At 64.6% G+C, this 23,544-nt stretch carries 22 protein-coding genes; 6 read left to right on the forward strand and 16 right to left on the reverse strand.

Translation table 11 applies throughout. The features are described from left to right. Both CU669_RS13185 and CU669_RS13190 read left to right on the forward strand, forming a co-directional pair. Complete coding sequence (locus tag CU669_RS13185; RefSeq protein WP_112145438.1) at positions 1-1,515, forward strand: SpoIIE family protein phosphatase; 1,515 nt, start codon at positions 1-3, stop codon at positions 1,513-1,515. A 64-nt stretch (positions 1,516-1,579) separates the two neighbouring features. Then, positions 1,580-3,046 (forward strand): glycosyltransferase family 39 protein, encoded by a 1,467-nt coding sequence (locus CU669_RS13190; protein ID WP_112145637.1) that lies wholly within the window; start codon positions 1,580-1,582, stop codon positions 3,044-3,046. Here CU669_RS13190 and CU669_RS13195 read toward each other — a convergent pair. Both CU669_RS13195 and CU669_RS13200 read right to left on the reverse strand, forming a co-directional pair. Beyond that, positions 3,030-4,430, reverse strand: a complete 1,401-nt coding sequence (locus CU669_RS13195) for a nicotinate phosphoribosyltransferase (protein ID WP_112145440.1) — start codon at positions 4,428-4,430, stop codon at positions 3,030-3,032. The genes CU669_RS13190 and CU669_RS13195 overlap by 17 nt on opposite strands. A 17-nt stretch (positions 4,431-4,447) precedes the next feature. Next, positions 4,448-4,885 carry a bacteriohemerythrin gene (locus CU669_RS13200; RefSeq protein WP_146747739.1) on the reverse strand — a complete coding sequence of 146 codons (438 nt, stop codon included), beginning with the start codon at positions 4,883-4,885 and terminating at the stop codon, positions 4,448-4,450. Positions 4,886-5,068: 183 nt separating this feature from the next. Between CU669_RS13200 and CU669_RS13205 the strand changes: the two genes are divergently transcribed. Both CU669_RS13205 and aat read left to right on the forward strand, forming a co-directional pair. Next, positions 5,069-5,287, forward strand: a complete 219-nt coding sequence (locus tag CU669_RS13205) for a hypothetical protein (RefSeq protein WP_112145444.1) — start codon at positions 5,069-5,071, stop codon at positions 5,285-5,287. A gap of 46 nt (positions 5,288-5,333) precedes the next feature. Next, the gene (gene aat, locus CU669_RS13210) at positions 5,334-5,963 is read left to right on the forward strand and encodes a leucyl/phenylalanyl-tRNA--protein transferase (protein ID WP_112145446.1); all 630 of its coding nucleotides are present in this window, start codon (positions 5,334-5,336) and stop codon (positions 5,961-5,963) included. Here the strand turns inward: aat and CU669_RS13215 are convergent. Genes CU669_RS13215 through CU669_RS13230 form a run of 4 tightly spaced genes read right to left on the reverse strand, consistent with a single transcriptional unit; the run spans position 5,960 to position 7,718 of the window. Next, the gene (locus tag CU669_RS13215) at positions 5,960-6,346 is read right to left on the reverse strand and encodes a DUF2155 domain-containing protein (protein WP_112145448.1); all 387 of its coding nucleotides are present in this window, start codon (positions 6,344-6,346) and stop codon (positions 5,960-5,962) included. The genes aat and CU669_RS13215 overlap by 4 nt on opposite strands. Further along, a complete protein-coding gene (gene mlaD, locus CU669_RS13220; protein ID WP_112145450.1) occupies positions 6,343-6,837 on the reverse strand; it encodes an outer membrane lipid asymmetry maintenance protein MlaD in 495 nt (164 codons plus the stop codon). Before mlaD (CU669_RS13220) ends, CU669_RS13215 begins: the two co-directional genes overlap by 4 nt. Positions 6,838-6,847: 10 nt before the next feature. Further along, positions 6,848-7,339 (reverse strand): outer membrane lipid asymmetry maintenance protein MlaD, encoded by a 492-nt coding sequence (gene mlaD / locus CU669_RS13225; RefSeq protein WP_112145452.1) that lies wholly within the window; start codon positions 7,337-7,339, stop codon positions 6,848-6,850. A 28-nt stretch (positions 7,340-7,367) separates the two neighbouring features. Beyond that, positions 7,368-7,718 carry an NADH:ubiquinone oxidoreductase subunit NDUFA12 gene (locus CU669_RS13230; RefSeq protein WP_112145638.1) on the reverse strand — a complete coding sequence of 117 codons (351 nt, stop codon included), beginning with the start codon at positions 7,716-7,718 and terminating at the stop codon, positions 7,368-7,370. Between the two features lie 356 nt (positions 7,719-8,074). Here CU669_RS13230 and CU669_RS13235 point away from each other — a divergent pair, with 356 nt between their 5' ends. Beyond that, the gene (locus CU669_RS13235) at positions 8,075-11,725 is read left to right on the forward strand and encodes a vitamin B12-dependent ribonucleotide reductase (RefSeq protein ID WP_112145455.1); all 3,651 of its coding nucleotides are present in this window, start codon (positions 8,075-8,077) and stop codon (positions 11,723-11,725) included. Positions 11,726-11,937: 212 nt separating this feature from the next. On the opposite strand, the gene CU669_RS13240 is transcribed toward CU669_RS13235, so the two are convergent. From CU669_RS13240 to gltX, 8 genes are all read right to left on the reverse strand, one after another. Further along, a complete protein-coding gene (locus CU669_RS13240; protein WP_112145457.1) occupies positions 11,938-13,197 on the reverse strand; it encodes a M16 family metallopeptidase in 1,260 nt (419 codons plus the stop codon). Then, positions 13,194-14,597: a threonine synthase gene (gene thrC, locus CU669_RS13245; RefSeq protein ID WP_112145459.1), complete on the reverse strand. Its 1,404-nt coding sequence runs from the start codon at positions 14,595-14,597 to the stop codon at positions 13,194-13,196. Before thrC ends, CU669_RS13240 begins: the two co-directional genes overlap by 4 nt. Before the next feature lie 74 nt (positions 14,598-14,671). Continuing rightward, on the reverse strand, positions 14,672-14,968 hold the full coding sequence (locus tag CU669_RS13250) for a phasin family protein (RefSeq protein WP_112145461.1): 297 nt from the start codon (positions 14,966-14,968) through the stop codon (positions 14,672-14,674). 68 nt (positions 14,969-15,036) lie between these two features. Next, the gene (locus CU669_RS13255) at positions 15,037-15,342 is read right to left on the reverse strand and encodes an STAS domain-containing protein (protein ID WP_146747740.1); all 306 of its coding nucleotides are present in this window, start codon (positions 15,340-15,342) and stop codon (positions 15,037-15,039) included. Between the two features lie 173 nt (positions 15,343-15,515). Next, the gene (locus CU669_RS13260) at positions 15,516-15,764 is read right to left on the reverse strand and encodes a hypothetical protein (protein WP_112145465.1); all 249 of its coding nucleotides are present in this window, start codon (positions 15,762-15,764) and stop codon (positions 15,516-15,518) included. 96 nt (positions 15,765-15,860) lie between these two features. Then, a complete protein-coding gene (locus CU669_RS13265; protein WP_112145467.1) occupies positions 15,861-16,199 on the reverse strand; it encodes a cyclic nucleotide-binding domain-containing protein in 339 nt (112 codons plus the stop codon). A 158-nt stretch (positions 16,200-16,357) separates the two neighbouring features. Then, on the reverse strand, positions 16,358-17,674 hold the full coding sequence (gene gltA, locus CU669_RS13270) for a citrate synthase (RefSeq protein WP_112145469.1): 1,317 nt from the start codon (positions 17,672-17,674) through the stop codon (positions 16,358-16,360). A 48-nt stretch (positions 17,675-17,722) separates the two neighbouring features. After that, positions 17,723-19,156 (reverse strand): glutamate--tRNA ligase, encoded by a 1,434-nt coding sequence (gltX, locus tag CU669_RS13275; RefSeq protein ID WP_112145471.1) that lies wholly within the window; start codon positions 19,154-19,156, stop codon positions 17,723-17,725. 90 nt (positions 19,157-19,246) lie between these two features. On the opposite strand from gltX, the gene CU669_RS13280 reads away from it, so the two are divergent. Next, positions 19,247-21,472, forward strand: coding sequence for a ComEC/Rec2 family competence protein (locus CU669_RS13280; RefSeq protein ID WP_239988714.1), 2,226 nt, complete (start codon positions 19,247-19,249; stop codon positions 21,470-21,472). Positions 21,473-21,710: 238 nt separating this feature from the next. On the opposite strand, the gene CU669_RS13285 is transcribed toward CU669_RS13280, so the two are convergent. Continuing rightward, positions 21,711-22,145, reverse strand: coding sequence for a bacteriohemerythrin (locus tag CU669_RS13285; protein WP_112145476.1), 435 nt, complete (start codon positions 22,143-22,145; stop codon positions 21,711-21,713). 77 nt (positions 22,146-22,222) lie between these two features. After that, entirely contained in the window at positions 22,223-23,479 is a 1,257-nt protein-coding gene (locus tag CU669_RS13290) for a D-amino acid dehydrogenase (protein WP_112145478.1), read from the reverse strand. Positions 23,480-23,544 lie beyond the last annotated feature (65 nt).

The raw sequence follows: 23,544 nt of genomic DNA on the forward strand, positions 1-23,544 counted from the left end.
ATGACGGGGCGATCACGCTTCACACAGGGCCACAGTCTGGCTTTCAAGGTCTTCGCCGCCACCTTGCCGGTGGTGGTGGCGGCCGTGTTGGCGACCCAGCTGGTCGTGGGGTGGATGAACTATTCCGCCCAGTTGGAGGCCTTGACGGCGCGGGCGCAACTGATCGCGACCCTGACGGCGCAGGCCATTTCCCGGCCGCTGTGGAATCTGGACAAGGCCGTCTACCGGGCCCAGGTGTCGGCGGTGGAAAGCGATGCCAGCTTTCTGATGGCCAGGGTGCTTGACGATACCGGACAGGTGGCGTTCCAGCATGGCGATGACCCTGCCGAGGGCAGCCCGGTGATTCGGGCCCGCTATCCTATTCCCGATCCGTCCGGACCCGGCAAGATCGGCGAGTTCGAGCTTGTTCTTTCGAAGGCGGAACTCGATGCCAGCGCCAGGCGCCTGATCGGCATTGGCGCCGCCGCCATCCTGGCTTTGCTGTTGGTGACCTTCGCCACCATCCATCTCGCGACCCGTCGTTTGATCGTGGCGCCGCTGACCGCGTTGCTGGACGCCATGGCCAAGGTGGAGTGCAAGAATTGGACAGAGGTGGAATGGTCCAGCGGCGACGAACTCGGTCAGGTGGCCGCCGCCTTCAATCGCATGGTGGACGGGCTGCGGTCCGGTGACGAGGCGAAGCGGTTGCTGAAGGAACTGGAAATCGCCCAGGCCAAGCTGATCGAGAACAATGCCGCCCTGGAGAAAGCCAGCCGACTGGTGCTCGACAGCATCGGCTATGCCCGCAAGATCCAGGACGGGTTGTTGCCCGACGCCGCCAGCCTGGACGGGGTGGTGGCAAAATTCCAGGTGCGTTGGGAGCCCCTGCATCAGGTGGGCGGCGATTATTACTGGCTGCACCCGTTCGGCCGCAAGGCGCTGATCCTGCTGGCCGACTGTACCGGCCACGGCGTGCCGGGGGCCTTCATGACGGTGGTGGTCGCCACCGCCATGGACCGCATCCTGATGGAGGGGGGCGACTTGCTGCCCGCCGCCATTTTAGAGCGGCTGGACAAGGTGGTGCGTGAAAGACTGCGCCAGGATCGCCCGGACGGGACCAGCGATGACGGCCTCGACGCCGCCATCTGCTTGTGGGATGGCGACGAGCGGCGGCTGACCTTCGCCGGGGCAAACATGCCCATCGTCGTTTCCGTCCAGGGCAAGCCCAAGGTGATCAAGGGCAGTCGGCGGTCGTTGGGCTACCGCACCGGCGGGGCGCGTGACGCCTTTGTCGATCAGGCTTTCCAAGTTGAGCCCGACACCACCGTCTATATGTTCACCGACGGCATGACCGACCATGTGGGGGGATCGCCGCCCCGACTGTTCGGGCGTCGCCGTCTGGTGGAGTTGATCGCCGAGTCGCAGACATTGCCGCTGTCGCGGCAACTCGACCGCATCGATGAGACACTGAGCACCTATCGCGGCGGGCAGAATCGGCGCGACGACATGGCTATCATCGCCTTTAGGCCATACTAGACTCCGAAGGGCCGACGCGTTACACCACCCCTCCGTGGAACTGGCCAAGGGGAGCCGAGACAAGGTGCGAACGCTCGACTCCTATCGGATAACGGTCCTTGCTCTCGCGCTGTTGACGGCGATTATGTTCGCCTATCCCTGCGTTCGCGTCTTCGCCGAATTCGAGATCGACTATAACGAGGGCTGGAACGCCTTTCTCCAGACCCTGGCCATGGCCGGAGAATCGCCCTATACGGCGCCGGGGCCTCTGTTCCTCAATAACTACCCGCCGCTGTCGTTCTATCTGGTGGGCGGGCTTGGTGTTCTGCTGGGTGATCCGGTGCTGGCTGGTCGGCTGCTGTCGGCGCTGTCGGTGGCGGTGATTTCCGCCTGTTGCGGTGTCGTGGTTCGGCGGGCGGGTGGCGGGCGCAATGACGCGATGCTGGCCTCGGTGACCTGCCTGGGCATCTTTTGCACCTATGCCATCGACTATGTGGGCGTCGATGACCCGCAGTTGCTGGCCGAGGCCTTTCTGTGCGTCGGCTTCGCGCTTTATGCCGGAGGGCGGGGCACGCCGGGGCGCATGGCGGTGATCGCCGTGCTGTTTTCGGCCGGATTGCTGACCAAGCATAACGTCCTGATCCTGCCGCTGGTGGTCACCATGCATGTGCTGTGGCGCGGTCCGGCGGCGTCGCGCTGGACCTATCTTGGGGTGGGGCTTGCCTTGGCGGGGCTTTCCGCCGCCCTCATCCACGCGGTCTTCGGCCCGGCCTTCTTCACCGCCCTGTTGGCGCCGCGCATCTACGACGTGACACGGGGCTTCCTGTTGAGCCAGGAGGTGCTGGGCTATCTCCAGACGCTGCTGGCGGTGGCGGGGCTGTTCTTCGCCCTGACCCGCATGACCTCGGTCAAGGTCAAGGTGGCGGCCTATCTGGTCGGCAGTCTGCTATTGGGCATGGGGTTCTCGGGCGGGGCGGGAGTCGACTACAACATTTTCTTCGACGCCATGATCGCGCTGTCCATGAGCGTCGGTCTGGCGGCCACATGGCTGCGCCAGCAGGCCCACCTTCCCAGGCTCGCCCCGGCGGCGCTGGCCGTCTTGGCCAATGCCGGGCTGCTTCTTCTGACGCCGCAGACCCTGGGGCGCATGGCGGTGGATGCCTTGGGCGACTACCGCGAGCGGGAGATGCTGTTCCGCCAGGACGTTGAATGGATGAAGGGGATCGAAGGCCCCGTCCTATGCGAATCCATGCTGCTGTGCCATCGGGCCGGCAAGCGGCTGTGGGTGGATCCGTACAATGCGTTGCAAGCCATGCTGACCGGGCGGCTGCCCGAGGATCTGCTGGTGGATAAGCTGCGCCGCCGCGAGATCGCGGTGGTGGAAATCAAAAGCGTGCGCGAACACCCGGTGCCGGAATCCCCCGGCCTCCTGACGGCCCCTCAGCGATTCGTCAATTTCGCCGACAACGTCTTCGATGAGTTGGATCGGTCCTATGAGCTTAAGCGGGTTGGGGGGGCGGGGCGCTTCTACCAGCCTAAACCTCTGCCCTAGCCCGAACCTCGGCCAGGGTGGTCGTGGCGACGAGGCGGCCATCGACGAAGACGGGGCGCAGGCGGTTGTCCGCCTCGGCGCAGTCCTCCAGCGGAACCGTCCGCCATCCCGCCGACTCGTCGAAGGCGAGGGCGAGGCGGCCGCGCTTGGAGCCCTTGCCGCGATCGGTGACCGGCTCCTTATAGACGTCGCGCCAGGTTCCGCCGATGCGGATGGCCGAGGCTTTCATCGCCCACGAGAAGGTATCGCGATCCACCTTTTGCAGCAGGGCGCCGCCCATGCCGAAGGCGATATTGTCGATGGCGAAGCCGTCCGCCGCCAAGCGGGCCAGGATGGCACGGATGGAATGGGGATTGACGCCGTCGCCCTGGATCACCCGCACCGCCGGGTTTAGGACGCGATAGCCCTTGGAATTGGTCTCGGTGCCGAAGGCCTGGGCCGCCAGGGCCAGAACCTTGGCCACCACCTCGACCGGATCGCCGGAATCGGGGCGGATCACCAAGGTGCCGCCCATGTCGAGAACCTGAGAGCGCAGTTCCTCGCCCCACAGCTTCTCGACGGCGTGGAAGACGTCGTAGGAATCCGAGACCACCGCCACCAGCTTTCCCGGTCCGCCGAATTGCCGCAGCATATTGGCATAGGCGGCGACCTCTCCGTCGCGGCCCCAACTGGTGATGGTGGAATGCTCGGCGGCCGGAATGGAGAAGCCCGCCATGGCTTCGCCGTAGAATTCGTCGGCGGCCAGCAGGGCTTCGACCGTATCGGTCCCCTTGAAGTTGACCAGATGGGCCATGCCGCCCAATGCCGCGCTTTCGGCCGAACTGGCGCCCCGCGCCCCGAAGTCGTGCAGCTTGAAGTCGAGGCTTTCCACCGGCGCGTCGGAGGTCTTGGCCCAGAATTCCCGCAAGATGCGCTTGACCGCCCAGGACACGGTGGCCACCGTCGAGGCGTACCATACGGCGCGCTGCAGCGTGGTTTCCATATAGGAGGTCGGCCAATAGGCCTTGGGATCGGTATTGACCACCTGCACCACGGCATTGTTGAACGGCACCACGGTGCCTTCGGCGACGGCGCGGATCTCCACCGGCAAGCGGCCCTGATGCTGGGTCAGGATCCACCGCCAGCCTTCCTCGAAGAAGGGGACGCCGTGGGCGGCGAAGACCTTGGCGGAACGCTTGATATCGTCGGCGGTGATGGGCGTCTCGGCCAATTGGCGCAGCAGCGGCTGCAAGCCGAAAAAGACGGTGCCGGGCAAGTCGAGACCACTGTTATTGGCGCGGGCCTCGATATAAGAGGACACCAATTCGGTGCCCTCGGGATATTGCCACTTGTGGCTGGCCTTATAGCTGTCCACCGCCAGGATGGGGGTATTGGCGATTCTCATGCGCTTCTCTTCTCGTCTTAGGGTTCGGCGAAGGCGGCTGCGATCAGCGCGTCCTTGCCCACCAGGGCGGAGCGGTACATCTTGTCCTCGGCGGCGATATGGCCCACCCACCAGTCCACCAGATAGGACAGCAGTTCGCCCTGGTCGATGGGGTGTTGGGCGCTGTTGGCATAGGCCACATAGTCGCGAAAGCTTTCGTGACGGGCGCGATGTTGCTGAAGATGGGCATAGCCTGCGGCTTCCAGCATGCGCTCCTCGCGCACGAAATGGCTGTCGGAGTAATCGGCGATCACTTTGATGCCGTCGGCGACCACCTGCTCGTCTTCTCCCATCTGGAAGGCATTTCGCAGGCGGGCGATGAACTGCAAGATACGCTTGTGGTCGTCGTCGATGGCGACATGGCCGACGGCCAGATCGTCGCTCCAAAACTCCCACCGCAATTTTTCCGGCTTCATGCCGATCACCCGTCATGCATAAATTTTGTGCGCAGTTTGGCGCTGGCCCATTATATGTGCAGATGCGCGGGCTCGGCAAGGTTTCGGGGGCGATCAAGCGATGGATGACGCAGGGGTTCCTTTGCATTCCGGCCGCGCCGAGATAGGCTGTGCTGCGATGCGGCAAAATAGGTGGCAAGGTTGATGGTCAAGAAAAGCGTTCCCAATGTTCATGCGGGCGACAGGTTCATCAAGGTGGGCGAGCCCCATGGCAAGGTGTGGGAGGTTTTCGACCTGAAGGTCGCCGTCGACGGCATACTCCATGCGCGGCTGCGCGATGGCGGGCGTCAGAACGGTTCCATGACCATTTCCGCAAATACGCTGGTCGATCCGCGATTCTGGCAGGCAGTCCGTCCTACCTAGGAATTCCCGCTTTCGCGTCCCACGACGAATGGGGTAGCTATTGTGAATGGGTCCGCTGACGCCAGACATACTGCTTCGTGCTTACGCCATGGGGATTTTCCCCATGGCGCGCACCCGTGACGACCCAAAGATCCATTGGATCGATCCGGAAGAGCGGGGCGTCCTGCCGCTCGAGCGCTTCCACATCTCCAAGAGCTTGAAGAAAACCCTGCGGGCCGACGTGTTCGAGATTCGCTGCGACAGCGCGTTCGAACAGGTCATGCGAGCTTGCGGCGAAGCGGCGGAGGATCGGCCCGACACTTGGATCAACGAGGGGATCATTCGCCTCTTCGTGGACCTGCACGGGCTGGGATTGGCCCATTCGGTGGAGACCTGGCGGGATGGATGTCTGGTGGGCGGCCTTTACGGCCTTGCCCTGGGCGGCGCGTTTTGCGGGGAAAGCATGTTCTCGCGCGCCACCGACGCCTCCAAGGTGGCTCTGGTCCATCTGGTGGCGCGGCTGAAGCGGGGGGGCTTCACCTTGCTGGATGTCCAGTTCGTCACCGACCATCTGCGGCAGTTTGGCGTGGTGGAGATTCCCCGCGACGACTATCTGGCCCGTCTGGCCGACGCTATCCGGCGCCGCGCCTATTTCGACCGCAGCCCCGAAGTTCCCTGGGAGGCCTCGATGGTCTAGCGCCCCTTGGCGTTGCGGCAGTCCAGCACCCAGATGTCGAAGACCGGGTGTTCCATGGCCGACAGGGCCGGGCTGGAGGCGAACATCCAGCCTCGGAACAGACCGGCGGCCGGTTGATCCGGGCGCAACTCCCAGATATCGAGGAAGGCGGCGCTTTCCGGCTGATCCTCGGGGCGGCGCTTCTTGCAGGCCCGCGCCACGATTTCCAGCGCCCCCATATGAACGGGCACGCCGACCGGCGCCTCGATGGTGACGACCCGGGCGGTGACCTTGTCGAGGCCCTGCAGGATGGCGATGTCATAGGCCAGATCGCCGCCGTGTCCCGTCTGGGCCATGGCGGCGCCGGGGAGCAGAAGCAGGGCTGCGAGGACCGCGCGCCTCATTTGGACGGCGCCGCGTCCGCTTGGGGGGCCTTGGCGGGGGGCTGGTTGTCGGCGGTGGCCAGGAAGATCAGATTGCCCACCATTTCCTCGATGGACTTGAAGTTCTTGGTCGGGCCGAGATTGGAATCGGCGGCCAACATGGTCTTGGACTTGCCCGGCGCCAGCTTGACGAACTTGCCGCCCAGCAGGCCCTCGCTGGACACGCTGGCCACGGTGTCGTCGGGCAGTTGGATGCCATGGGAGATGGTCAGCTTGACCACCGCGTCATAGGTCTGGGGGTCCAGACCCTGGGACAGGACGGTGCCGACCTTGATACCGTTGATCTTGACGTCGGCGCCGGTATCCAGGCCGCCGACGCTGGTGAAGGTGGCGGTCACCGTATAGCCCTCGATCTTCTTGAAATTGGCGTGGCTATAGGCGAAGACCAGGAAGAACCCCGCCACCACCAGCACCACCGCCCCCATGATGGTTTCAATCAGGTTCCGTCCCATGGGCTGTCCTTCAATTGGTCGATGACGGCAAAGGCTTGTCGAGATAGCCGCGCTTGGAGCGCGCCTGCTGGATGATCATGTCCAGCAGATCCTCGATCACCACCGCATCCTGGGTATATTGGATTTCCTGGCCGGATTTCAGGAGCTTGTCCTCGCCGCCCAGCTTAAGCTCGACGAATTTGGCGCCCAGCAGGCCGTCGGTGTAGATCACGGCGGCGGTATCGCTGGCCAGTTGGAGGTCGGGGCGCAGACGCAGGGTCAGCACGGCGCGATAGCGGTCGTCCAGGCTTTGCTCCACCACGCGACCGACCACGGTGCCCGACAGCCGGACCTGGCTGCCGATGCTGATGCCGTCGGCCCGGTTGAAGCGGGCCTTCAAGGTATAGCCGTCGGTGGATTCGGTGGCCTTGCCGCCGATGGAAAACGCCAGCGTCAACAGCAAGGCGCCGACCAAAACGACGGCGCCGCCAGTCACGGTGTCGCGGTCGTTACGGCTCGGCATTCCCACCCCCTTTGAAAACGGACCGGATTTAAGGGCGCCACGCCTCGTAATCGCCGGTGGCGCGCTCGCGCACGCCGCCCGCCAGATCGTGGCCCGGCGGCAGATAGGCGTCCGGCGAACCCGTCTTGTTGGCTTCGTGCGGCTTTTGCCAGGACTGCCGGGCGGCGTCGGTCAGCGGCTTGTCCGAGGTGTAGTGCAGCCAAGCATGCCATTCCGGCGGAATCTTGGAGGCCTCGGGCTTGCCCTTGAACAAGACCCAACGCTTGGTGCGCCGACCCTTGGCGGCCGAGCGCTCGGTGAAATAGCGGTTGCCGGTGGTATCGGTACCGACCAGCTTGCCCTTGGTCCAAGTGTAAAGCAGGGTGCCCAGCGTCGCCATCATCGTCCTCGCGAAGCAAATGTGTGGCGGACTATAGGCAAAACCCCATGCCTCCGTCCAGAGGGGTTGCATCGGCTCGCAGAGATTTGGCCGCCGCCGCGCCTTTCCGAGCCGCCTCCCATACTATCCGTGCCAATTTTAGACAGATTCAGACACAATATGCTGTGAATGAATTGTAAGTAGCTGTTGACGCAACCGGCGCCGCTGACATAGCTTATGCGTCGCTGTCGAGGGAGAGCCACAACATCTAGTGGCGCGACGCAGGAGGGGGGGATGTTGCCGCACCGGCATGCCCGCTGTCATTGCGCCACTTCGACCCAGAGTCGGTCAAGACCAGTCGAACAGAGGGGAAGCAAATGCGGGTCCAGCGTCATTTTACCAAGACCGGTGAGTCGGCTTATGCGGGCATCGAGTTCCGCAACGCCAGCAGCGAGATCCGCAATCCCGACGGTTCGGTGGTGTTCTCCGCTGGCGATATCGAGGTTCCGGCCGACTGGTCCCAGGTGGCGTGCGACGTTCTGGCCCAGAAGTATTTCCGCAAGGCCGGGGTTCCCGCCAAGCTGAAGCGCTCGGCCGAAAAGAACGTCCCCGAATGGCTGTCCCGTCACGAGCCGGATTCCGACGCCCTGGACAAGCTGCCCGAGAAGGAACGCATCGTCGGCGAGCGCAGCGCCAAGCAGGTGTTCGACCGTCTGGCCGGAACCTGGACCTATTGGGGATGGAAAGGCGGCTATTTCGACGGCGAGGCCGACGCGCTGGCCTTCCGCGACGAGATGGCCCATATGCTGGCCCGCCAGATGGGCGCCCCCAACTCGCCGCAATGGTTCAACACCGGCCTGCATTGGGCCTATGGCATCGACGGCCCCGGCCAGGGTCATTCCTATGTGGACTTCAAGACCGGCAAGCTGGTCCGGTCCAAGTCCGCCTACGAGCATCCCCAGCCCCATGCCTGCTTCATCCAGTCCATCGAGGATGATCTGGTCAATGAAGGCGGCATCATGGACCTGTGGGTGCGCGAGGCCCGCCTGTTCAAGTACGGTTCCGGCACCGGCACCAATTTCTCCAAGCTGCGCGGCGAGGGCGAGAAGCTGTCGGGCGGCGGACGGTCCTCCGGTCTGATGAGCTTCCTCAAGATCGGCGACCGCGCCGCTGGCGCCATCAAGTCGGGCGGCACCACGCGCCGCGCCGCCAAGATGGTGGTGGTCGACGTGGACCATCCCGATATCGAGAAGTTCATCGACTGGAAGGTGCGCGAAGAGCAGAAGGTGGCCGCCCTGGTGGCCGGTTCCCGCCTTGCCGCCCGCACCCTGACCGAGGTCATGGCCGCCTGCCGCGAATGGGACGGCGCCGATGGCGACGGCCGCTTCGACCCCAAGGTCAATGCCCGCCTGAAGAAGGCCATCGTCGAGGGCCGCAAGTGCGAGATCCCGGAGAACTACATCCAGCGGGTCATCCAGTTCGCTAGGCAGGGCTATACCCAGATCGACTTCCCGGTGCTGGACACCGATTGGGATTCGGAAGCCTATCTGACCGTGTCGGGCCAGAACTCCAATAATTCCGTGCGCGTCGACAACGGCTTCCTCAACGCCGTGATCAACGACGGCGACTGGAACCTGTCCCATCGCAAGAACGGCAAGATCGCCAAGACGCTGAAGGCTCGCGACCTGTGGGAGCAGATCGGCGAGGCCGCCTGGGCCTGCGCCGATCCGGGCATCCAGTTCGACACCACCATCAACGAGTGGCACACCTGCCCCGAATCGGGCCGCATCAACGCGTCCAATCCCTGCTCGGAATACATGTTCCTGGACGACACCGCCTGCAATCTGGCGTCCCTGAACCTGATGTGCTTCCGCAAGGAGGATGGCAGCTTCGACGTGGAGGGCTATCGCCACGCGGTGAAGCTGTGGACCATGGTGCTGGAAATCTCCGTGCTGATGGCGCAGTTCCCGTCGCCCCGCATCGCCGAACTATCCTACGAGTTCCGCACCCTGGGCTTGGGCTATGCCAATGTGGGCGGCCTGCTCATGGCGTCCGGCATTCCCTATGACAGCGACACCGGCCGCGCCCTGATCGCCGCCATCACCTCGCTCACCACCGGCGAGGCCTATGCCACCTCGGCCGACATGGCCGAGGAGCTGGGCGCCTTCGAAGGCTTCGAGAAGAACCGCGCCGCCATGCTGCGCGTCATCCGCAACCATCGCCGCGCCGCCCAAGGCCTGGGCAACGGCTATGAGGGCCTGTCGGTGCTCCCGGTTCCGCTGGACGCCGCCAATTGCCCCGACGCCCCGCTGCTGGCCGCCGCCCGTCAGGCTTGGGACGAGGCGCTGGCCAAGGGCGAGAAGCACGGCTTCCGCAATGCCCAGACCTCCGTGGTGGCGCCGACCGGCACCATCGGTCTGGTGATGGATTGCGACACCACCGGCATCGAGCCCGACTTCGCCCTGGTGAAGTTCAAGAAACTGGCCGGGGGCGGCTACTTCAAGATCATCAACCGCATGGTCCCCGAGGCGCTGCGCACCCTGGGCTATGGCGAGGCAGAGATCGCCGAGATGATCCGCTACGCGGTGGGCCACGCGTCCTTGCGCGGCGCTCCCCACATCAACCACGACTCCTTGCGCGCCAAGGGCTTCACCGACGAGGCGCTGGACAAGATCGAATCGCAGCTGGAAGCCGCCTTCGACATCAAGTTCGTGTTCAACAAATACGGCCTGGGCGAGCAGTTCTGCACCGAGACCCTGGGCATCCCGGCGGCCAAGCTGAACGACTACACGTTCGACATGCTGGAATGGCTGGGCTTCACCCGCGAACAGATCGAGCTGGCCAATACCCATTGCACCGGTGCCATGACCCTGGAAGGCTCGCCCTATCTTCGCGCCGAGCATCTGGCGGTGTTCGATTGCGCCAGCCCCTGCGGCCGCATCGGCAAGCGCTCGCTGTCGGTGGATGCCCATATCCGCATGATGGCCGCCGCCCAGTCCTTCATCTCGGGCGCCATCTCCAAGACCATCAACATGTCCAACTCGGCCACCGTCGAGGATTGCAAGGAAGCCTACATGCTGTCCTGGCGCCTGGGCGTGAAGGCCAACGCGCTGTATCGCGACGGCTCCAAGCTCAGCCAGCCGCTGCAGGCCTCGCTGCTGGATGATGCCGGGGCGCTGGCCGATGAACTGGCCGACGCCGCCATGGCGGCCAAGGCCGGGATCGTCGCCGAGCGGGTGGTCGAGCGGATCGTGCAGATGCAGCGCCGCTCCAAGCTGCCCGATCGCCGCAAGGGCTATACCCAGAAGGCTATCGTCGGCGGCCACAAGGTCTATTTGCGCACCGGCGAATACGAGGACGGCAAGCTGGGCGAGATCTTCATCGACATGCACAAGGAAGGCGCCGCCTTCCGCGCCATGATGAACAATTTCGCCATCGCCATCTCGGTGGGCCTGCAATACGGCGTGCCGCTGGAAGAGTTCGTCGAGGCCTTCACCTTCACCCGCTTCGAGCCCTCGGGCATGGTCGAAGGCAACGAGACCATCAAGATGTCGTCCTCCATCCTGGACTATATCTTCCGCGAACTGGCCATCTCCTATCTGGGCCGCAACGATCTGGCCCATGTGGAACCGGCCGACCTCACCCCCGACACCGTCGGTCGCGGCGCCTCGGAAAGCCATCTGGAGCAGCAGGCCCAGCACATGGCGGTGGTGGAGAAGGTGGCCTCCAAGGGCTATGTGCGCTCGTCCAACCTGCTGTTCCTGAAGCGCGGCGGCCCGACCTCCATGTCCACCGACATTTCCGGCGGCATGCAGCTGGCGGCGTCGGCGGCGCAGACGGTGGTTAGCGTCGGCGGCGACACCGAAGCCCTGATCCAGGAGTTCGACGCCCGCGCCGAACAGATCCGCACCGCCCGCATGAAGGGCTACGAGGGCGACGCCTGCCCCGAATGCGGCAACTTCACCCTGGTGCGCAACGGCACCTGCCTGAAGTGCGACACCTGCGGTGGCACCACCGGCTGCAGCTGAACGGGGGGGCTTAGGTCTGGAAAGCGGGCAGGATGCCCGCGCTCCAACAATGGACGCTCTACCAGGAGCGCGGGCGTCTCGCCCGCAGAGGTCCGCCCACGCGGCGGTCGCTATAAGTCAGGGCGCGGGGCCGAACGAACGTTCTCTGGCCTCGCGACCAAAAGGGCCGCTCCCTCACGGGGGCGGCCCTTAATCCTTGTCGCGGGGGGGGATCAGCGCAGCCGCGCTGCCACCTGATCGAAGCTTTCCACCTTGGCCAGCGGGCCGATGGCGGCGAAGGTCGGGGTTCCGGCGAACAGGCGGCGCGCCACCCGGGCGCAGTCTTCTGCGGTGATGGCCTCCACCTTGGCGACCACCTCGGCCACCGGGATGGGGCGGCCATAGACCGAGATCTGGCGGGCCAGTTGCTCGCAGCGCGAGGTGGTGCTTTCCAGGCTCATGAGGATCGAGGCCTTGAGCTGGGCGCGGGCGCGATGGACTTCGTCGTCGCGCACACCCGCGCCGACCTTGACGATTTCCTCGCACATGACCGGAATCAGTTCGGCCACTTCGTTCTCGCCGGTTCCGGCATAGACGCCGAACAGGCCGCCGTCGTCATAGGACGACGCGAAGGAATAGATGGAATAGACGAGGCCGCGCTTTTCCCGCACCTCCTGGAACAGGCGCGACGACATGCCGCCGCCCAGCAACGTGGACAGCACCGAGGCGCAGTAGTAGTCGGGATCGTCATAGGCGATGCCGTCGAAGCCCACCACCACATGGACCTGTTCCAGGTCGCGCTCTTCCCGGAAATCACCGCCCACATAATGGGCGCGCTCGGTCGCCGTCGCCGCCGGGGCGGGCAGACCGGCGAAAGCGGCTTCGGCGGCGTCCACCAACTGGTCGTGGTCGATGCGCCCCGAGGCGGACAGAACCATGCGCGGTGCCGAATAGTGACTGCGCAGATAGCCCAGCACATTGTCGCGGCTCATGCCGCGCACCAGCTCCTCGGTGCCCAGCACGGCGCGGCCCAGGGGCTGGTCGGGATAGGCGGTGGCCTGGAAATGATCGAAGATGATGTCGTCGGGAGTATCGACCGCCTGGTTGATCTCTTGGACCACCACCGCCTGTTCGCGGGCCAGTTCCTCGGAGTCCATGGTGGAGTGCTGCAGGATGTCGGAGATGATGTCCAGCGCCAGCCCGCCGTCTTCCTTCAGCACCTTGGCGTAATAGGCGGTGTGGTCGCGGGCGGTATAGGCGTTGAGGTGGCCGCCGCAGGCATCCATTTCCTCGGCGATGTCCTGGGCGGAACGGCGTTCGGTGCCCTTGAAGGCCATGTGCTCCAGCAGGTGGGAGACGCCGTTGAGAACGGAAGGTTCATGGCGGGTGCCCGCGTCAACCCAGACGCCCAGCGAGACGGTTTCCACCGTTTCCATGGGATCGGTGACCACCTTCAGGCCGGAGGCGAGGACGCTTTCGCGGATGGTGCTCATGCTTTTGCCCGACCGGCGAAGGCCCGGACATAGGTCTTCAGCGCCTCGGCATCGTTGGCGAGGCTGTCCAGCCTCTCTGGCCGCTGGAACAGATCGGCCATGTGGGGCGGCAAGGGGGGGCGGCTGCCGGTCGCCTGTTCCACCGCGTCGGGGAATTTGGCCGGATGGGCGGTGGCCAGCGCCACCACGGTGGCATCCTTGGCCGAATGGCCCTTCAGCCCGGCGGCGACACCGATCACCGAATGGGGGTCCAGGGTCTCGCCGGTGGAGCGCTTCAACGCCCGCATGGCGGCCAGGGTGGCCTCGTCGTCGAAGCGATAGGCCTCGAACACCGCGCGCATGGCGCTCCACGCTCCTTGCGGCATGACCATGGCGCCGTGGGCGCGGAACTCGCCCATCAGCTTGTCCACCGCCGCTCCGTCCGAGCCCAGGGACAGATACATCAGCCGCTCGAAATTGGAGGAAACCTGAATATCCATGCTGGGAGACAAGGTGGGGACGACGCCGTCGGTCTTCATCACCCCGCCCTCGAAAAAGCGGGTCAGGATGTCGTTGGTGTTGGAGCCGACGATCAGCTTGTCGATGGGCAGCCCCATCAGCCTGGCGGCATAGCCCGCGAAGACATTGCCGAAATTGCCGGTGGGCACCGAGAAGGTCATGGGGACATCGGGCGAGCCCAGCGCCACGCCCGCGGCGAAATAATAGACGATCTGGGCCATGACGCGCGCCCAGTTGATGGAGTTCACCGCCGACAGGTTCATCTCGTCGCGGAAGGCTTCGTCGTTGAACAGGGCTTTGACCAGATCCTGGCAATCGTCGAAGGTGCCGTCCACCGCCAGATTGCGCACATTGGACGACAGCACCGTGGTCATCTGGCGCCGCTGCACCTCGGACACCCGGCCCTTGGGATGCAGGATCACGATATCAACGGCAGCGCGGTCGCGGCAGGCCTCGATGGCGGCCGATCCGGTGTCGCCCGAGGTGGCGCCGACGATGGTGACCTTTTGCCCCTTCTTTTTCAGAACATGGTCGAACAGGCGGCCGACCAGTTGCAGGGCATAGTCCTTGAAGGCCAGGGTGGGGCCGTGGAACAGCTCCATCACCCACTGGTTATGGCCCAACTGCTTCAAGGGCGCCACGGCGGGATGGGTGAAACCGGCATAGGACTCGGCGCAGAGCTTGGCCAGTTCGGCGTCGCTCAGGCATCCTTCCACGAAGGGGCGCATGACGCGGGCGGCCAATTCGGCATAGGACAGGCCGCGCATGGCCCTGATCTCGGCACCGCTGAAGCTCGGCCAGGATTGGGGCAGATACAGACCGCCGTCGCGGGCAAGGCCCGCCAACAGGACGTCGTCGAAATCAAGGACAGGCGCTTTGCCGCGCGTGCTCACATACTTCAAGGCAGAGACTCTCCGGCCGAGGTCGAAAGGTCGGCTACACTAACCACCTAAGGCCGGAGGAGCAAGGGCAAGGCCTATTTGCGGCGGGTCTTGGGGCCTTGGGGGGCCATGTCGTCGCCGAGCGAGCTCCACAGATTGGTCATGATCTGGGCGTTCTGCTCGATCACCGCCTGGAGAATGGCCGGCTGCATGGTCACGAAGGATTGCGGGTCGCGGATGGACGCCAATTGCTGAAAAGCCTTGGTGTTATTCTCGGCGATCTCGCGGGCAGCCTCGAAATTGGCACGCTGGAATTCCGCAATCTTGGTCAGGAAAGAGGCGGGGTTAAGGCTGAACTGTTCGAAGAACTTGGGGTCGAAAGACGGAAACATTCGGGCCTCCCTCATGCGGAATATCTGTCCACGACATTTGCATGATTGAGCGCTGTCCGCAACGGCCCTTACAACGTCGCGCCCAGCAGATCGCTCTTGGTACGGGAGTCGGTGGTTCCCATGTGGCGGGGGCCAACGTTGCGCAGTTCGAGAACGGCCCCCCTGCGGCGGCACTGCAAACGCAGGGTTCCGATCAATCCGACCACCGCGTTTGTCACACCGCCCAGTTGCTCCAGGTCCAAGATAACGTACCCCGCCCCGCGCTCCATGGCGGCTTCGAAATCGTCTTGGATACGGTCGTAATCGTCGTCAATCAAGCTGTCGGTCAACCGGATGATGACCCCGGTCGGGTCGAGTAAGAGAGAATATGCCATTGAGCGTGGGCCCCCAGCCTGCCTCATTACCCATGAGTGTAGGATTCTGGTGTAAAACGAATATATGCGAAAGATCAATGCACCCATGCGAAAGTGTAAATGCTGGGTAAATACGGGCGCAAAAACGCCGCCGACCCAGGGGGCGGCGGCGAAGTGGCAAGGGGCCATGTGGCCTATTTCTTGGCGGTGGGGGCGTTCTGCTCGTTGCGCTTGAGCACCCCGGCTTCCACCAGCTTGTTGACCAGATCGCCCATGGTGTTCAGCGAATGCAGGAAGCCGTCCACCGGCATGGCGATGCGTTGGCGCACTTCCATCTTGCCCTGTCCGGATTCGGCGGGTTCCAGCGACACCAATTCGATGCGGACCACGCCGCTGACGAAATCCACCCGTCCCACGCCATCGGCGAACATTTCGGCGACCATATCCTTACCCCATCATTGTCAATGACCGGCACCGTCGCCGGTCAACAGGGTCCGATGGTGCGCCATCGCCGCCAACGGGTCAATCGGCCATGGACCCTACAGCTTGTCCGCCATGCTGCGGACGTTTTGCACCAAGATAGCGAGGAGGCGGGTGACGAAGGGATCGACACCTTTCAGCTTGTTGTCCAACAAGGCGCGGGGGACCACGATCAGGGTGACTTCGGTCTTGGCCCGTGCCGTGGCCATGCGCGGCGCGCCATCGATCAGCGCCATCTCGCCGAAAATGGCATTGGTGCCGACTTCGGCGAAGGCCTGAGAGCTTTTGCACAGCTCGACGATACCGGACTGGACGATGAAGGCTTTATCTCCGGTTTCACCCTCCTTGAAGATGATTTCACCGGGGGCGGCGACGCGTCGGTCAAGAAATTTGAGCATAGAGCATCACCGCTGCGATCGCGAAAAGAGCGACGGCCGCAGCGATCTTCAATCGCTTGCGGCCGCCGGAATCATAGTTATCGTTGGCAGGCGACGGCAGCCTCAGGAACGGCCCCTTGGGGAGCCGGTCCCGAGACGTGCGATCTTGCCCGCCGGTCTTAGGCACGCTTGTGGAGCGGGACGTAGTCGCGCGGCGGCGCGCCCACATACAGCTGGCGCGGACGACCGATCTTCTGATCGGGATCGGTCAGCATCTCGTTCCACTGGGCGATCCAGCCCACGGTACGGGCCAGCGCGAACAGGCTGGTGAACATGGAGGTCGGGATGCCCATGGCGCGGAAGATGATGCCCGAATAGAAGTCCACGTTCGGGAACAGCTTGCGCTCCACGAAGTAGGGGTCGGACAGGGCGATGCGCTCCAGCTCCATGGCCAGCTTCAGCAGCGGCTCGTCATGGACGCCCAGCTCGTTCAGCACGTCATGACAGGTCTTCTGCATGATCTTGGCGCGCGGATCATAGTTCTTGTAGACCCGGTGACCAAAGCCCATCAGACGGAAGGGATCGTCCTTGTCCTTGGCCTTGGCGATGTATTCGGGGATGCGATCGACCGAGCCGATCTCGTGCAGCATGGCCAGCACGGCCTCGTTGGCGCCGCCATGGGCGGGGCCCCACAGCGAGGCGATGCCCGCCGCGATGCAGGCGAACGGATTGGCGCCCGACGAACCGGCCAGACGGACGGTGGAGGTGGACGCGTTCTGCTCGTGATCGGCATGCAGGACCAGGATGCGGTCCATGGCGCGGGCCAGAACCGGGCTCACCTTGTATTCCTCGCAAGGCGTGGCGAACATCATGTGCAGGAAGTTCTCGGCATAGCCCAGATTGTTGCGCGGATAGATGAAGGGCTGGCCCATGGCGTACTTATAGGTCCAGGCCACCACGGTCGGCATCTTGGCGATCAGGCGATAGCTGGCGATCATGCGGTGATGCGGATCGTTGATGTCGATGGAGTCGTGATAGAACGCCGCCATGGCGCCGACCACGCCGCACAGCACCGCCATGGGGTGCGAGTCGCGACGGAAGCCGCGGAAGAAGAAGTTGATCTGTTCATGCACCATGGAGTGGTTGGTGATGTCCTTGACGAACTTCGCCTTCTGGGCGGTGTTGGGCAGCTCGCCCTTCAGGATGGCGTAGGCCACTTCCAGATAGTCGCCGTGCTCGGCCAGATCGGAGATGGCATAGCCGCGATGCAGCAGCACGCCGGCGTCGCCGTCGATATAGGTGATGGCGGACTTGCACGAGCCGGTGGACATATAGCCGGGATCATAGGTGAAGATGTCCTGGCTGGCGTATAGCGAGCGGATGTCGGCGACCTTGGGGCCGACGCTGCCCGACAGCAGCGGGAACTCGGTGCTCTTACCGGTGCTGTTGTTGATCAGGGTGACGGTTTCCTTGGGCGACGCGTTGTCTTTGGTCATGTCTACAATCCCCGTGTTCTGCGTTGTGTCAGCTCAAACGTGCCGCCTTTAGGCGGCGGTTGATTCCGAAGGCCTTGCTCCCGTGGTGGCGTCACCGATCCGGCCCAAGGTTTCGTCACGCCCCAACACCTCCATCACTTCGAAGATGGGGGGCGATACCGATGATCCGGCAAGCGCCGCCCGCAGGGGCTGCGCGATCTTGCCAAGCTTTTGCCCGCGCTCTTCCGTGAAGACGCGGGCGGTTTCCTCCAAAGCCTCGCGGCTCCAGGTCTCGAGGCCGCCGATGCGGCCGGCGAAATCGGTGAGATCGGCGCGGGACGCCGGGTCGGCCATGGTCTTGGCCGCCTTCTCGTCCAGCGCCAGCGGCCGGGCCTGGACGTAGAACAGGGCGGAATCCGCCAGTTCCAGCATGGTCTTGGCCCGTTCCTTCAATCCGGTCATGCCCAGCGCGACGCGCTTGGTCTCGGCTTCATTCAGCGACCGCGCCAGTTTGGCGGCCAGAACGGGGGCCAGCAGACCGGCGAGATAGCCGTCGTCGGCGGCGCGCATGTAATGGCCGTTCAACTGGGTCAGCTTGACGAAGTCGAAACGCGACGGCGAGCGGCCCACCGAGTCCAGGGTGAACCATTCCTTGGCCTGCTCGGTGGAAATGATCTCGTCGTCGCCGTGGCTCCAGCCCAGGCGCAGCAGGTAATTGCGCATGGCTTCGGGCAGGAAGCCCATGTCGCGATAGGCGTCGACGCCCAGGGCGCCGTGGCGCTTGGACAGCTTGGCGCCGTCGGGGCCATGGATCAGCGGGATATGGGCGAAGACCGGCACGTCCCAGCCGCAGGCCTTGTAAAGCTGATACTGGCGGAAGGCGTTGGTCAGGTGGTCGTCGCCGCGAATGACATGGGTGATGCCCATGTCGTGATCGTCCACCACCACCGACAGCATATAAGTGGGGGTGCCGTCGGCGCGCAGCAGGACCATGTCGTCCAACTGGTCGTTGGCGACGCGCACGTCGCCCTGGACCAGATCGGCGATGATGGTCTCGCCTTCGCTGGGCGCCCGCAGGCGGACCACAGAGGGGGTGTCCTTGGGGGCGTCGGATTCGGGCCGGTCGCGCCAGACGCCCGGATAGCGCATGGGCAGGCCCTTGGCCTTCTGCTCCTCGCGGATGGCGGTCAGCTCGTCCGGGCTGCAATAGCAGCGATAGGCCTTGCCCTCGTCCAGCAGCTTACGGGCGACCTCGGCATGGCGACCGGCGCGGGCGAACTGCATCACCGCCTCGCCGTCCCAATCGAGGCCCAGCCAGCGGATGCCGTCGAAGATGGCTTCCACCGCCGCATCGGTGGAGCGGGCCCGGTCGGTATCTTCAATACGCAGCAAAAATTGGCCGCCATGATGGCGGGCGAACAGCCAGTTGAACAAAGCCGTGCGCCCTCCGCCGATGTGGAGGAAGCCGGTGGGAGAGGGGGCGAAACGGGTGACGACGGTCATGACGGTGCGTATCGCATCCTTCACCGTGAAAGACAGAGCTGCCCTGTGTAGCATATTCTTCGGGCCGTGACAGCCCGGTGTTGGAGTCGGATGGCAAAAAACCCGCCCGATAGTATGGGACTTTCCCTGGCCTTGACGCCGGTGGCAACCGACTTCCTGTCCGCCTTGGCCGAAAGGCTGCTGGCGGAGCGGGAGCGTTGGCCCTTGTGGCTGCCGGTGTTCCTGGGGGTGGGGATCGGCCTTTATTTCGCCCTCCCCGGAGAGCCGCCGTCCTGGCATGGCCCGGTCGCGCTGCTCGGCCTGATGGCCGCATTGGCGTTTTCACGCGGCCGTCTGGCCCTGTTCTTGGTGCTGGCGCCCGCGCTTGCCGTCGCCGTCGGATTCTGCGGCGCTCAACTTCGGTCCAATCTGATGGCGGCCCCGGTGGTGGAACGCCATACCGGCGCCCTGATGCTGGAAGGCGTGGTGGGCGAGGTGGAGATGCTGCCCGACGGCGGCATGCGGGTGACGCTGGCCCAGCTTTCGCTGGACAAGGAGGATGTGGTGGTGCCGACCAAGGCCCGCATCCGGGTCAAGCCGGTCAAGCCCGGCCAAGTGGCCCAGCCCATTACCGCCGGTGATCGCATCCGGGTGCGCGCCATGCTGATGCCGCCGCCGCAGCCCGCCATGCCGGGAGCCTTCGACTTCGCCCGCTTCGCGTGGTTCAAGCAATTGGGCGCGGTGGGCAGCGCGCTCGGCCAGCCGGAACTGCTGTCGGCGGGCGAGGCCAAGGGGTGGCGGGCGGACTGGACCATCGCGGTGAACGAGCTTCGCCATGCCATCACCGCCCGTATCCTGGCGGTGCTGCCCGACGATCGCGGCGCCGTCTCGGCGGCCCTGACCACCGGCGACCAGATGCCCATCTCGGCCCCCATGATGCAGGCCTACCGCGATTCCGGCCTCGCCCATATCCTGTCCATCTCGGGGTTGCACATTACCATGGCCGCCGGGCTGGTCTTCGTCGGACTGCGCAGCCTGATGGCGCTGATTCCCGCCCTGGCGCTGCGTTATCCCATCAAGAAATGGTCGGCCGGGCTCGCCATCCTCTTCGCCCTGTTCTACACGCTGTTGGCGGGCTCGCCCGTGCCGGCCCAGCGCTCCTTCTTCATGACCGGGCTGATCCTGCTGGCGGTGCTGCTGGACCGGGTGGCGCTGTCCATGCGGCTGGTGGCCTGGGCGGCGGTGGTGATCTTGCTGTGGGAGCCGGAAGAGCTGATCGGCCCCAGCTTCCAGATGTCCTTCGCCGCCGTGGTCGCCCTGATCTCGGCCTACGAGACCCTGACGCCCAAGCAGGTGGCATGGCGACAGGCCCATCCCGGTTGGTTGGAAGGGGCCGGGCTGTATGTGTTCGGGGTGGTGATGAGCACCCTGATCGCCGGGACCGCCACGGCGGTCTACGGTGTCTATCACTTCAATCGCTTCGCGGTGTGGTCGGTGGTGGCCAATATGATCGCGGTGCCGCTGACCGGCTTTTGGGTCATGCCCTGGGCGCTGCTGATGTTCCTGCTGCTGCCGCTGGGGCTGGAGGAATGGGCGCTGGTTCCCATGGGCTGGGGTGTCGAGGGCGTCAATGTGGTGGCGGTGTGGGTGGCGTCCTGGCCCAGTTCGGCGGTGACGGTGCCCATCCTGCCGCAGGGCGGCATGGTGGTGTTCACCCTGGGGGGCGCTTGGCTGTGCATCTGGAAAAAGTCGTGGCGGTTCTGGGGGCTGCTCCCCATGGCGCTGGGGCTGGCCTCCATGGCGTTGGTCAGCCAGCCCGACCTGCTGGTGGACAGCCGGGGCGACGCCTTCGCCATTCGCACGGCGGATGGGCGGCTGCTGATCAACGGCAAGGGCGGCCGCATCCTCAAGGAGACCTGGACGCGGCGCGCCGGGCCGCAAGCGTCGGAATATTGGCCGAAAAAGAGTTCGTCGCGGGATGGGTTCCTGCGCTGCGATGCGTTGGGCTGTATCTGGCGCAAGGACGGCCGGGTGGTGGCGCTGGTAAAGGACGAGACGACTCCCGAGGCCGCCTGTGCCGGAGCCGATGTGGTGATCAGCAGCGTGCCGCTGCGCGGCGCTTGCCGTGGAACCAAGGTGGTGGTGGATCGCTTCGACCTGTGGCGGCGGGGGCCGCATGCCCTGTGGTTCGGCCCCGAGGGCGTCAGGATCGAGACGGTGGCGGGGTGGCAGGGCGACCGGCCCTGGGCCTGGCATCCCCATCCCCGCAAGAAGAAGGCGGAAGCGCCGGTCCGGCCGCCGGTTCAGACGGACCGGGAGGATGATGACGACGACTGATCACCTTTCCTCTTCGTCATGGCCGGGCGTGTCCCGTGGTTCCGCTTGAAAGCATTATGAGCCGATAATCCAGACGGATGGACGTAGATACGCGGGACAAGCACGGGCATGACGGAAGGCAAAAAACCGTGTCGTCTTCTTGGTGCCCTTGGTGCCTTGGTGGTCAATACCCTCGGCAGTCGCGGATCATGTCGCCGAAATTAAACCGGCCAGCCGTGGGACACGCCCGGCCATGGCCTTACCACCCCGATTTGACGAAAACGCCGTTCTTGCGCAGCCAATAGGGCTTCAACTTGACGTCGCTCTTGACCATGTGCTGGGCGACCCATTCCTTGACCAGGGCGGCGACCTCGCGCAGCAGTTGGGCATGGTCGCCGCCCTCGTCCAGGTCGTCGTATTGATGGCTGATCTGGCTCAGGGACCGCAACAGCGCCTCGTGTTCCTTCTTGTGAACCTCGTGAAAGGTGAAGTTGCATTCGCGCTGGACCTTGTCCTCGCGGCTGAAATTGATGGAAGCCTGTTCGTACAGGCCGGTGAGGAACAGGCCGATGGCAATGCGCGGACCCTGGGCGCCCAGGGCCTTCTGGAAGGTATTGACGCGGTGAATCAATTGCCGGTTGGCGGCATCGATCTCCTTGTGCCCGGTGCTCATGGCGTCGCGCCAGATCAGCATGCAATCCTCGTCGTCTATCTCATTGGTATGGAAGGTACCCGAGCGCGCCGCCGTTTACAATTCTACCGAATAATATGTCAGGTGAACCGTTGCATGGAAAGTCCGTCGAGGCTTACTTCGGTCGGCTTGCCGGAAATCATGGCTGCGATCAGCCGTCCCGAGCCGCAGGCCATGGTCCAGCCCAGGGTGCCGTGACCGGTGTTCAGCCAAAGATTGGAAAACGGCGTGACTCCCAGCAACGGTATGCTGTCGGGGGTGACCGGGCGCAGGCCCGCCCAAGGTTCGGCTCGCTCGAAATCGCCGCCGTCGGGAAACAGGGCGCGCGCATGGCCTAGGATCATGGCGACCCGCTTTTCGTTCAGCGACGGGTCATAGCCCGCCATTTCGGCGGTTCCCGCGGCGCGCAGGCGATTCCCTAGGCGGGAATAGACCATTTTGTGTTCGTCGTCGGTGATGGAGACGCAAGGTGCGCCCGCATGGTTGGCCACCGGCACCGTCACGGAATAGCCCTTGGCCGGAACGATGGGCAGGCGCAGGCCCAGCGGGCGCGCCAGCAGCGTGCTGTCGCAGCCCGCCGCGAGAACATAGGCGTCGCCGGTGACGGCTCCCGCCTCGGTGGCCAGTCCTCCCACCCGGTTGCCGTCGCGGGCGAGGCCCAGCACCGGCACGTTCCAGCGAAATTCGACGCCCTTGGCCATGGCGAGGCGCGCCAGTTCACGGGTGAATTTGTGGGCGTCGCCGCTTTCGTCGTCGGGGGTGAAGATGCCGCCCGCCAGTTGATGGGCGACTGCCCCCAGGGCGGGTTCGATGGCGACGCTTTCCGCCGCGCTCTTGGGCTGGCGGGCCAGACCATGGCGACGCATCACCTCGGCGGCGGCGCAGGCATGGTCGAATTCGCGGCCGTCGCGATAGACGTGCAGGATGCCCTGGCTCCGTTGGTCGTATTCGATCCCGGTCTCCGCGCGCAGTTGCTGAAGACAGAGCTTGGAATACAGGGCGACCCGCAGGGTGCGTTCGGTATTGGTGATGGCGCGTTCGGAGGTGCAGTTGGCGAGGAATCGCAGGCCCCAGGCCCACAGGGCCGGATCCCAGCGGCCCCAGCGGAACAGCAGCGGCGCGTCCTCGCGCCCCAGCCACTTGATCACCTTGGGAATCACGCTCGGATTGGCCCAGGGTTCGGCGTGGCAGGGCGAGACCTGTCCGCCATTGGCGAAGCTGGTTTCCAGTCCGGCGCCCTCGCGCCGCTCGACCACGACGACCTCGTGGCCTTCCTTGGCGAGATACCAAGCGCAGGCGGTCCCAACCACTCCGGCGCCGATGACGACGACCTTCACCTTCCATCTCCCATTACTAGAAGCCCTCAGGCGCCGGGCGGGGCCGTCCGGCCCCTTGGCTTTCG

This window comes from Paramagnetospirillum kuznetsovii (genome assembly GCF_003284725.1).
Classification (GTDB): Bacteria; Pseudomonadota; Alphaproteobacteria; order Rhodospirillales; family Magnetospirillaceae; genus Phaeospirillum; species Phaeospirillum kuznetsovii.